The 11,400-nt window shown below is 63.7% G+C and carries 6 protein-coding genes; 2 read left to right on the top strand and 4 right to left on the bottom strand.

The genetic code is table 11. The features are described from left to right. Positions 1 to 40: 40 nt before the first annotated feature. From FHU29_RS00575 to FHU29_RS00560, 4 genes are read right to left on the bottom strand one after another with little or no spacing between them, the layout of a single operon-like run. Positions 41 to 1,186 carry a saccharopine dehydrogenase family protein gene (locus FHU29_RS00575; RefSeq protein ID WP_064440690.1) on the bottom strand — a complete coding sequence of 382 codons (1,146 nt, stop codon included), beginning with the start codon at positions 1,184 to 1,186 and terminating at the stop codon, positions 41 to 43. A gap of 11 nt (positions 1,187 to 1,197) precedes the next feature. Continuing rightward, complete coding sequence (locus FHU29_RS00570; RefSeq protein ID WP_064440689.1) at positions 1,198 to 4,632, bottom strand: ATP-dependent helicase; 3,435 nt, start codon at positions 4,630 to 4,632, stop codon at positions 1,198 to 1,200. Next, on the bottom strand, positions 4,632 to 7,967 hold the full coding sequence (locus tag FHU29_RS00565; RefSeq protein ID WP_232322977.1) for an ATP-dependent helicase: 3,336 nt from the start codon (positions 7,965 to 7,967) through the stop codon (positions 4,632 to 4,634). The genes FHU29_RS00570 and FHU29_RS00565 overlap by 1 nt, the downstream gene beginning before the upstream one ends. A gap of 32 nt (positions 7,968 to 7,999) precedes the next feature. Next, complete coding sequence (locus tag FHU29_RS00560) at positions 8,000 to 9,790, bottom strand: condensation domain-containing protein (RefSeq protein ID WP_064440688.1); 1,791 nt, start codon at positions 9,788 to 9,790, stop codon at positions 8,000 to 8,002. Positions 9,791 to 10,300: 510 nt separating this feature from the next. Here FHU29_RS00560 and FHU29_RS00555 point away from each other — a divergent pair. Further along, positions 10,301 to 11,089, top strand: a complete 789-nt coding sequence (locus FHU29_RS00555) for an alpha/beta fold hydrolase (protein ID WP_064440686.1) — start codon at positions 10,301 to 10,303, stop codon at positions 11,087 to 11,089. Further along, on the top strand, positions 11,086 to 11,391 hold the full coding sequence (locus FHU29_RS00550; protein ID WP_064440685.1) for an MGMT family protein: 306 nt from the start codon (positions 11,086 to 11,088) through the stop codon (positions 11,389 to 11,391). The genes FHU29_RS00555 and FHU29_RS00550 overlap by 4 nt, the downstream gene beginning before the upstream one ends. The last annotated feature ends 9 nt before the right edge of the window (positions 11,392 to 11,400 follow it).

Here is an 11,400-nt window from a genome sequence, read left to right as displayed (position 1 = left end):
GCCCGAGCCGTAACAACAGGTCGGGCAGTGGCCTTAGCGGCTATGTCGACACGACGGCCGGCTCTACTTCCCGTACGCCGAGATGCAGACAGGTATCGCGCACAACACCAAGGCCGTAGGCCTGAATTGCGCCAAGCACGCCGGTCCTGCGGTGCACCGAACGCGTACTGGCGTGCGACTCCACAGTTGCAGCCCATGCCATCAACGATGCCGTGAGTTCGTATCCGTTTGGCCCTGCCAGCGTAATTTCGCTCAACTTGTGTTTCGTCTTCGAAAAGACGCGTGCAGAGACAAGCACGCCTGAGCGGTCACGCTCATGCGATTCCGGTCCATCCTTGCCAAATCCGCCCAGCCGCGCCCCGACGGTCGAAACGACGCGTTTCGCTCCGGGCAGTCGACGGATCAGTGGGCCCGCAAGACTCGCGCTCGCAAGCAGCGGAGATGCTTTACCGAACCAGCCGAGGTACACATCGAGTTCCTGCAGGCTCGGCGACACTTCCGGAAGCGTCAGGTGTTCCGTTGTCCCAAGACTGAACCCCGAGTACTTGCGGCCACCAATCCGGAATGAACCGCTTCGCGCACCGGGCCGTTCCGCACGGATTCCGTTCCGGTATGTGTAGGAGCGTTCGAGGCTCGATCCAGCGAGGGATGCGATAGTTCCACGGCTCAGCGAACACAACGACCCGCCAGTGCTGAAGTACCCGATCTCCAAACGGTGTGGCACCCCCATCTCGGCTGCACGCTCCAGCGCCCACGCTCCGGCGAGCTGTCCCGTCACATACTCGTGGCCGAAGCCTGGCAGGATGCGCGCACCACGGTTCGCCGCGCGTGTGCCGAGCTTCTCGAACGTCCACCGGATGAACGGAGGTTCACCGGCTGCGTCGATGTAAGAAGCACCTGCTTCAGCGGCAGCTTCCGCCACTGTACGGCCGTGGCTGTGGAATGGACCGACGGTGGTGACGATGACATCATCCGCCGAGATGGTGCGGCGCAGTGTCCCGACGTCGTGCACGTCGAGAACCATCGTGTACGGCGGGTCCGAGGGGCGAATCTCCGCGGCACGCCTGTCGAGCGCCGCGCGGTCACGTCCCACGAGGACAGGGACTTCGCCGCGTTCAAGAAGCGCTCGCGCGACCAGTCCCCCGGTGTATCCGGTTGCGCCAAAGAGCAGGATTCTTCTCGTCATATTGTCCGAGCCTAATCGCCTCGCGTCTGCTCGCTCGATCCGGCACCGTCGGTATGGTGCGTGTCACCCGGGTTCGCCAGCAGCGTGCGAAGACCATCCTTGTCTGGAAGGTCTTGCGGCGCAATGGTTCTCCCGGACCGGACGTAGTGGAATGCCGCGCGCACCTTCTCCAGTGAGACTGGAGTCCCTCGCGCTGTCATGAGGTCAGCCCACGCGATCCTGTACGCGGCCAGCTGCATACTCACAGCCGTGCGATCACAGGGCCCCGGTTCAGCGCCCGTTTTCCAGTCAACGACGCTGTAGCCGCCGTCATCGTCCCGGAAGACAGCATCTATCCGCCCGCGCAAAACTGTGCCGCCGATTGTCGTCTCGAATGGCACCTCGACTTCTGCTGGACTTCGGAGAGCCCATTCGGAAGCGAGAAACGCTTCTTGCAGCTGCTCGAGGTCAGCGTCGGGGCTGGCACCCGTGTCAGCGGCTCCGGGGAGCTCATCTAGGTCAAGCAAACGTGTTGCGCCATATCTGCGCTCTAGCCAGGCGTGAAAAGCCGTTCCGCGCCTCGCGAGCGGATTCGGCGGGAACGGCAGCGGGCGGCGTAAACGCAACGCAAGTTCCGCAGGGTCGCTAGCGAGGGCGACAAGGTTGCTCACCGAAAGGTGCTGGGGCATCTCTACGAGCACTTCGCTGGTACGCCGGCGCTCTCGCTCCGCGAGCAGGACATCGACATCGGCTGCCCATGCAGCTCCGTCGCTGGTTTCTGCCTGATCGTCATCTTCGTGCGCGGAGCTACTGTTAAGACGCTTGAGCGCGGTGAACACCAGTGACGCTCCAGCTTCGATGTCTGCGCGCCGTTGCCCCAGCGGATCGATGGGCCATTGGGCGATCCGCGTGGTGGTGGTAAGTGGGTTTTCGTCGCCCGGGCCTGGCGTTTGTGCCCATTCACAGATCGAGATGCCCCCGGATTCGCCGAGGTCACGAAGCTCCTCAAGGAACAACGACGGGCCTTTTGGCTTGTCACCCGTCTCTCCCCACTGGTGGCCCGAGATGCAGAGCACGCGTTCCGTCCTAGTCAGCGCAACGTAGAGCAAACGGCGTTCTTCATCCAGCCCGCGAGCTTTGAAGGCATCCTGGTGCCGAGTTATCGTTTCCTCGAGCTGCTTGCGGTCGTTCAGATTCTCGAGCTTCAGCACCGGCACACCGTCTGAGCCTTCCCCATCGGGCCCCTCTTGGCGATCGCCCCGGAGCGCTGACGGAATCTGCCCAATGGACGTCAGCCAGGTCTCCGCTGAAGTGGACGAGGGGAAAACTCCCTCGACCAGGTGCGGGATTGCGACGACCTCCCATTCGAGGCCTTTGGCTGAGTGCACGGTGAGTATCTGCACTCGGTCCGGTGCAACCTGTGTTTCACCCGGTGCGAGGCCGTTCTCGATCACTGCGGCAGCGTCGAGGAAGGCAAGCAGCCCCGTCAGCGATGCTGCGGGGTGGCGCGCGTAACCAGCGACAACGTCGGCGAATGCGTCAAGGTGCTCGCGTCCGGCGCCAAGTGCATTCTCGGCGAGGAAGAAACCGCGCGCCTCAGTTTCGATGCCCAGCGCGACGGTACGTTCCACGTCCGCGACGAGTTCCGTGAGCGGCTGACCCAAACGCTCACGAAGTGCCGCTAGTTCGCGACCTAGTTCAGTGATCCGCGCGAAACCCGCTGATGAGTATCGGTCCGCCGCGCCCGGATCTGCAAGTGCATCAGAGATGCCCGGCTGCTCGGCGACTTCGCCCGGTATCGCGTCATCGAGCGCATTATCGAGTTCCTCACGAGTGGATACCGCTGACTGGTTCTGACCACTGGCAATTGCGAGTTCCCGCGCTCGCCGCCACAGCGAAGCAAGGTCTGCCGCCCCGAGCCTCCAGCGGGCTCCTGTGAGCACGCGCACGGCCGCCGTGCCCGCCATTGGGTCGGCTATCAGGCGGAGCATTGCCACCAGGTCCTGCACCTCGGGTGTCTCGAGCAGCCCGCCGAGCCCCACCACTTCCACCGGTATGCCTAATTCGTGCATAGCCTCTGCGAGCGGTGCGGCGTCACGGTTGCGCCGCACCAGAACGGCCGCAGTAGGTGGCGGCTCCCCTCGCTCACGCGCCGCGTCGTACTCCAGCAACATCTGCTGTGCCACCCATCTGCGTTCGGCAGCGACATCTCCGCACAACGCGAGCTGAACCTCGCCTTCGGCTGCATCGGGCCGCGGTTTGAGGGTGCTGACAGGCACGCCACGACTCCGCAACGGCTCCGAAACCTTGTTCGCGATCGAAAGTGCCGTCACTGGATTGCGCCAGCTCGTTAGCAGTTCGAGGCGCGGCGCAGGACTACCGTCACCGCATGGGAAGTCCATCGCGAATCGTGGAAGGTTGGCCGCGGACGCGCCGCGCCACCCGTAGATCGACTGGATTGGATCGCCCACCGCGGTGACCGCGAGCGCTGGATCACTGCCGTTGCCGAAAAGTCCGGCGAGGAGGATTCGCTGCGCGTGCCCAGTGTCCTGGTATTCGTCGAGCAGCACCGCACGGTAGCGCTCCCGCTCGCCCTGCCCCGCTTCAGGGTGATTAGCTGCCAGCCGGGCAGCGAGCGACATCTGGCTGCCGTAATCGAGTGCACCTTCTTCTCGCAGCACTGACCGTAACTGCTGCACAAGCGGGAGCAACTGCAACCGCTGATGCTGGGTCGCGAGCAGTGACAATAGGCGCTGGTTAGGCTCCTGCCGCTGCCGCGGTCCGGGAGGCAGGTAGTACACCAGCTTCTCTAGTTCGAGGTGTGCGGAGGAAAGGTCGTCGATATCGATCATGTGCTCATCGAGCGCTGCGGAGAGCGCCAGCACCGCGCTCGTAACCGATGCGGGTGTTCGTTCGAGGTCGAGCTCACCATCCCAAGTACTGACCACACGGTGGGCGATCTGCCATAGCTGGGTTTCGCTGAGGAGCGTCGCGGAGGGCTCTATCGGCAGCCGCAATGCATGTTCGGCCAGCAACTTTCCAGCGTAGGCGTGATAAGTGCTGACCTCTGGCTCACTCATACTCAGGCGGGCACGAAGCTCTCCCGAAGGATCAGCACTGTGTAGAAGCTGCGTTCCAGCGAGCCGCGCCAGCCTGCTGCGTATACGCGTCGTGAGCTGGTGCGCGGCCTTGCGCGTAAAAGTAAGCCCAAGAACCTTTTCTGGGTGGACGAAGTCATTGGCAACCAGCCACACGACGCGGGTGGCCATCGTTTCAGTTTTTCCCGCGCCAGCGCCCGCCACAACGAGCAACGGCCCAGCGGGAGCTGTGATGACCGCCTGCTGTTCAGGAGTCGGCAGCGGCTGCCCGAGCGACTGAGCCAGTTGGGAGGGTGTGAATCGGGGCCGGGAGAAGTCGGCGCCAGAGGACTTCCTGCGGCGTCCGCTGCGCACCGAATTCGTACTCATTATTGGGTCACCTGCCTTCCCACATCCTGGGCGGGGCAGCTGGAGCGAACGGGACAGTGGCTACAGCCGTCATTGATACGAGCCTCGAATGACGGTCCCCGGGTTGCCTTCGCAGCGTCGCGAATCAGCGTAATCCAGTGCTGAACCTGTTCCGGGGTCAGTGCTGGCTGACTCCGCTCGGCGGCACCGGTGTTTTTGTGCGGCTTCGCGACGAACACGAGCCGCGCGCCGCCGGGCTCGGTCGCAGGCTCCCCGTCGATCAAGCCGGATGCCGCCGCAACTTGATACGTAGCTAATTGAGCGTGGTCAAGAGCGGCAGTTGCACTCACTGGGGTACGTGCCGTCTTCACGTCCACAATCACGGGCCGCCCCTCGTTGTCATGTTCGAGCCGGTCAATCCGCCCGCGCAACCGAACGTCGGGGCCTTCCCCGGACGGGTCGGCCAGCACACCGTCGACCGCGACCTCGACGCCCGCCTCAGTCAGCTCGGTGCGCGAACTTCGCAACCACTCTTCGAAGTGCGAGAGCATGTTCTCGATCCGTGCACGCTCATGCCGCGCGTACCACGGGGACCCTAGATCCACTTTGTCCCAGGCCTGAACGAGCGCCTCGCGCACCTGCGCATCGGAGATGTTTCCCGCAATCGCCTGCGTGAGCGTGTGAACGAGCACTCCCTTGACCGCACTTGTGTCGTTGCCATCTGAGCCGCCGTGACGTTCCAGAAGCCACCTAAGTGGACATTTTGAAAGCTGATCCACTGTCGAAGGCGACATGCGGACCGGGCCGTCTTCGGCGGCCCACATCGCGCGATCAGTTGTGATGGGGCGCAGCCCGTACCACTCTTGCGGATGCGCGCCCGGGACACCCGCTTCCGCCAGACGGCCGAGCTGGACGGCAGCGTCAGCCTTCCGCCCTTCGGGCTCGCACGGCGAACACACCACAGCGCGGAGCTTCGCGACGAGCGCTGGCAGCGCGAGCACTGTTTCTGGCTCCTCACCGCGCTCGGACCGCGGGTCGTCTTCCTGTCCCGCGGTGGCATCCAGACCAAGTTCGCCGATAAATCGCGAGGGTACGAGCTCTGACTGGCCAGATACCGACTGCGCGGCGGTCACGAGGAGCTGTCGGCGTGCGCGCGAACAAGCGACGAGAAATAGCTTGCGCTCATCCGCGAGCAGCGGCGCGAGCCGGGAAACGGGCGTCGCCGACTCCCCCGTCATGTCTCGCCGCAGCACATCGTCGATATCCCCAGCGTTGAGCACACTTCCCCGGCCACGCAGAGACGGCCACACGCCTTCCTGGACACCAGCGACCGCGACGACATCCCACTCGTTACCCGCCGCCGCGTGCGCACTCAGCAGAGTGACTGAATCGGCGTGTGTAACCTTGCCGACCACCGGCTCAGCTGGGAGCTCCTGATGAGAGATGTAATCGGCGAACCCCGCGATCGACGCGGCGGGCAGCCGGTCTACATAGTTGGCCGCGGCGTCAAACAACGCCACCACGGCGTCGAGATCACGGTCCGCTTGCACGCCTGCGGGACCACCACGCAGGGCTTGCCGCACCCACTGCCGTTCGCGTCCCGCAGCGCGCCACACCTCCCAGAGCACCTCTTCGAGGCCGCGATGCCGTTCCCGGACCTTTCGTGCACGGCGGAGCACCTTCCTCAGCCGCTCGATTGGTGCGGCTTCCACTGGCGTCAGCGCACCCAGGATTCCGGAGTCAGCGGACGTCTCGGGCGAACAGATCAGCCGCGTCAGAACTTCTGCCGACTCCCGGTCACCGCCGCGGGCAACCTCAGCGCGCCGGATTCCGCGGCGCATACGCCGCAGTGTCAGTGGGTCTGCACCACCGATCGGGCCGGCCAAAAGCTCCAGTACTTCCTCCGCTGTCAGACTCGAATTCTGGTCAGGTGGCCCCGCTACCGCTTTCAGGACGAGCAGCAGAGACCTCGACGCCCGCTGCCTCCCGAGCGGCAGTTCCGGGACCGGGGTGTTGACCGGCACTCCCGCAGCCAGCAGGGCTCGCCGCAGCGGAGCTGAAAGCTGCGGAACCGAGCGGACAATCACCGCCATCCTCGACCAGGGGACTCCGTCGTGGAGGTGTGCGCGGCGAAGTGTGTCGGCGACGGCCGCCGCTTCCCGTGCCGGCGTGCTGAGTACGCGCACCAGCGCACGGCCAGTCCCCGTTGCTGGGCTGACAGTGAACGCCTTGCGCTGCGGCTGCATGCCTGGGAGCTTCGCTGCCACCCGCGCCACTGCACCGACGATTTCGGGGGCACTCCGGTGATTCTCTTCGAAAACGATCCGTGCAGCCGTTTCATTGTCCGCCAACTGCTCGAGGAACGCCGGCTCAGCACCCCGGAAACGGAAGACCGACTGGTCGCTATCCCCAGCTATCACAGTGAGGTCAGTCCCTGTTCCCAGCAGTTCGATGAGCCAGGCAGCCTGAGGGTCGAGATGCTGAGCATCGTCAACCAGAAGAAAACGTACGCGCTGGCGTTCACGCTGAAGCAGATCTGGATCGATTGACAGCGCGGTCACCGCCGAACTCACGAGCTCAGCCGCATCGAGTGCGGGTGCCGTGGCCTGCGGGACCTCCATACCGACGGACCCCCGGAGAAGCGTGCTTTGTTCGTAAACTGCGGCGAACCGGCCCGCCGCGACCCACTCCGCCTTGCGGTGTTTCCGGCCTAGCTTCACAAGATCCTCCGGCCCTAGCCCCCGCTCTGCGGAGCGCCGGAGGAGACCCCGAAGTTCGGACGCGAACCCAGCCAGGCCCAGTGCGGGACGTAACTCTGCCGGCCAGTAGTCGGCACCATCTTCGATGTCACCGCGGAGCATCTCCCTGAACACAGCGTCCTGTTCAGAACTGGTGATGAGGCGAGGCGGCGGATTTCCGTACTGCGCGGCCTGCAGCCGCAGGACGGCAAACGCGTACGAGTGCACCGTTCGCACCAGTGGTTCGCGCGTGGCTTGCGGTGCGTTACCTCCCTCTGCCAGCAGCGCAGAGGTGATGACTTCCCGCATAGACGTAGAGGCTGCACGTGAGTGCGTCAGCACAAGAATCGATTCGGGATCCACCCCCGCCGCCATCATCGCCACAGCCAGGTCAGCGATGTAGGCGGTCTTCCCAGTGCCGGGGCCACCGAGAAGCTGCACAGGAGCCCACCCGGACGGAACCGGATTCGACGACGTGGCACGTGGAACGTCCCCACTCGCAACACGGTCAAGGAGCGACGCCGCCGCGCCCGACCACGTCCGGACACGCTGCTTTGGCGCTTCTGCGCCAACTAACCTGACTCTGACGTCATCCGTCAGCCCCCGCCGTGCCGTCATGCGCTACATGACATCACGAAGGTCTGACAGATTTACGCGCTCAGCTCGCGGGTGTCGCGCGGAGGCCGATTCTGCGCGGCTTTGTCGAGCGTTGGCAGCACTGTGTCTGCGAGCCGCTGCGCCGCCGTGACGTCCATCTTTCCGGCCGCATAGGTGAGCAGGGCGAGGGCGAGGTCGCTGCCGGCCCCGAGCGTCGAACCAGTCGCTCGGGACGCGACTTGACCGACGCGTCCCGCGAGCTCCGCGTAACCACCCTCTGTCCCTGGCAAGAGCGCCGTCCCGTGGCTCGCCGCGTAGCCAACCAAGCGGTCGAGCGAGCTGCGCGATTTGCGATGCGGCAGCAAGAGCCCCCGCTCCCGATCAGTCAGCACATCGATGTCGCTGACCGGCAACTCCGCGTGCGCCCCGATCGCTGTCAGCAGACGCTGGAACCGTTGCACGATTCCGACAATCGTCGCCTCGTCGAACAATTCCACCGCATACACCATCGACCCGGTGATTCCGGCTGGCTCACCCTCATGGCCGAAACTCTCGGTCAGGACGAGCTCAAGGTCGCAGTCGGCGGCTTTGGCCTCCAGCCCACCGATTGCCACATCGAGGCCAGCGATGGAGGTCATCTGCTGCTCCTCGTCGTGGAGCGAGATCATTACCTGGAACACCGGATGGAAGGACGGAGAGCGCGGGATGCCGAGAACCTCCACGAGTCGCTCGAACGGAGTCTCGGCGTGGCTGAAGGCTTCGACACTGCGCTCACGTGACCGCGTGAGCAGGTCACAGAAGCGCTCAGACTCGATGACGCGGTGTCGCAGCGCCAGCGTGTTGCCAAACATTCCGACGATTGGATCGAGCGAGTCATCAGCCCGCTTGTCCACTGGCGTGCCGAGCACAATATCGTCGGAGCCGCACAACTTGAAGAGCAGAACGGCGAACGCTGATTGAAGGACCGTGAACGCTGGCACGTTGTACCGCTCAGCAATGCTCTTCAGGCTTGCGTGAACTTGTGGACCGAGGTAGAAGTCCACAGCCTTCCCGCACAGCGACTGGAAGGCTGGGCGGGGCCGGTCCAGCGGCAGATTCAGCACATCCGGTAATCCGTCGAGTTCTGCCCGCCAGAACTCGATCTCACGCGCGATCACACTCTCTGGGTCGGATTCCTCGCCGAGTAGCTCGCGCTGCCACAGCGCATAATCCGCGTACTGCAGAGGAAGCGCCGACCAGTCTGGGGCGGCGCCTGAACAGCGAGACTCGTACGCCTGAAAGAGATCCCTCAAGAGGTGACGCAGGGATGCCCGATCCGCGGCTATGTGATGCACGACGAGCGTCAGAATGTATTCGCTGTCTGCCATCCGGAACAGGCGCGCACGGAAAGGGACCTCACTAGTCAGGTCAAAGCCTTCTCTCGCGAACGCGAGAATGGCCCCTGCCGGATCCTCAGCATCGGCAAAATCCAGGTCCGCAGGCGTCATGTCAACGGTAATTTCACACGCGGGCACGATCGTCTGGTAGGGCCCATCCGCGGATGCCGGGAAGATCGTCCGCAAGACCTCGTGGCGCTCAATGAGATCCTGTACTGCTGCCGTTAGCGAGGCGCCATCCAGCTCACCGATCAGTTCAACCGAAATGGGGACGTTGTGAACCGGTGAGTAGGGATCGAACCTGTTGATGAGCCATAGCCGCTGCTCACCGAGTGATAGCGGAATGCGCTCCGGTCGCTCACGGCCCGATAGCGCGGGACGCTGGCCGGCATTCCAGGGAGCCCTCGGATGCGCGTTGTCCTGGCTGCTTACGGGCACGGAGGCAACGGTGTCTGGTGCGTCGCTCATATTCAGGCGCTCCTTGCATTGTGTCCGCTGCTGCCAGTGATGCAGCTAGCTGGGTTCTCGATCACAGTGAGCCAGTGATCGTGTAACGACACGGTGCCACGCACCGATGACGTCACCGTGGCAGGATAAAAGGCCGACGTGGCCGAGAAGAGTGATGCGGGCGCCGCGTACGCTGCAGTCCCATCGAGCAGCCAGAGCCCGCGCCCCTGCGTCGCGCCGCAGACCGGGCGCACGTTGTTTCCGGCGTTGTGACCCATTGCTTAACTACTCCACTCGAACCTTCGTAATCTCGAAGGTTAGCATTGCGTGACCCACGTGTGATCAGCGTACAGTCCCTGCTATTTCAACCGGGTTAATTCCCCATGCCCGAAGGAAAAGAGTCGCTGCACCCCCGTCGCTGCATCCCTCAGTGGGGCTAACTGTACCTGCTAACAGGCCGAGATCACTATGGTGAATTTAAGTAGAGAACTGCACGTTCACAGGTTCGGATGCACCGAACCGTCCACCGATATGCGCCGGCGCGATCCCGCCCTTCTCGCGCTACATGGGCTCACCGGCCACGGGCAGCGCTGGGAGGACCTCGCACGCAGGCACTTTCCCGAGTTCCAGGTGATTGCCCCGGATCTGCGGGGCCACGGCAGATCGACGTGGGAACCACCATGGACGATCGAAAAACACGTGGACGATCTTAAGCAGATTCTTGGCCAACTCGATCGTGTGGTCCTTGCTGGCCACTCGTTCGGCGGAAACCTGGCGATCCACTTGGCGCGCGCGATGCCTGAGCGCGTCGCCGGGCTGGTACTTCTTGACCCCGCAGCCGAACTCGACCCGGCCTGGATGTTACGTCTCGCGGAGGCCACCACGGCATCACCGGATTACACCGACAGAGAAGAAGCGCGCAGCGACAAAGTCAACGGGGCCTGGCGTGACGTCGACCCTGATGTACTCGAACGGGAACTCGCCGAGCACCTCGTTGTACTGCCCAATGGCCGTGTCAATTGGCGCATCTCAGTGCCCGGAGTGATCACCACGTTCAGCGAACTCGCTCGCCCCGCGGCTCTGCCGCCCAAAGATATTCCGACTGTCCTCGTTGTAGCGAAAAGATCGGCCCCACCGTTCGTCACTGCGGAGTTTCGGGCCATGCTGGAAAATCATCTTGGCCCCGCGCTCACGGTAGTCGAATCCGAAACTGACCATATGGTGGCGCAAGAAGACCCCGGCCTCGTGGGCAGCATTGTCAGAGATGCCCTCATCAACGCAAGGGACAATGTCCGCGGCACGAGGAGTGCAGAGCAGTGACTCCGGCGATCTCAGACGAGACTGTGGAGCACGTGCGTGAACTCGTGTCCGGAATCGCTCCCGGATGTGTCGCCACATACGGAGACATTGCGACTGCAGCTGGGCTTCCATCCGCACGTATCGTCGGCTGGATTCTCAAGACAGACGGAGCCGATATCCCGTGGCATCGTGTAGTGCGAGCTGACGGCATTCTCCCTGCACACCTCGCTGACAAACAGGCGGGATTGCTCGCCAGGGAGGGAGTCCACATCGTTGATGGACGGGTTCGCGTCGCTGAGTACAGGCACGATTTCAGCGCCTGACGCGAACTC

It is taken from the genome of Hoyosella altamirensis (assembly GCF_014191505.1).
In the GTDB taxonomy this organism is placed as follows: domain Bacteria; phylum Actinomycetota; class Actinomycetes; order Mycobacteriales; family Mycobacteriaceae; genus Hoyosella; species Hoyosella altamirensis.
This window is presented reverse-complemented; position numbering and strand designations above follow the sequence as displayed.

Coding starts and splice junctions, on each gene's coding strand:
- FHU29_RS00575 (WP_064440690.1), bottom strand. CDS start 1,186: ATGACGAGAAGAATCCTGCTCTTTGGCGCAACCGGATACACCGGGGGA.
- FHU29_RS00570 (WP_064440689.1), bottom strand. CDS start 4,632: ATGAGTACGAATTCGGTGCGCAGCGGACGCCGCAGGAAGTCCTCTGGC.
- FHU29_RS00565 (WP_232322977.1), bottom strand. CDS start 7,967: ATGACGGCACGGCGGGGGCTGACGGATGACGTCAGAGTCAGGTTAGTT.
- FHU29_RS00560 (WP_064440688.1), bottom strand. CDS start 9,790: ATGAGCGACGCACCAGACACCGTTGCCTCCGTGCCCGTAAGCAGCCAG.
- FHU29_RS00555 (WP_064440686.1), top strand. CDS start 10,301: ATGCGCCGGCGCGATCCCGCCCTTCTCGCGCTACATGGGCTCACCGGC.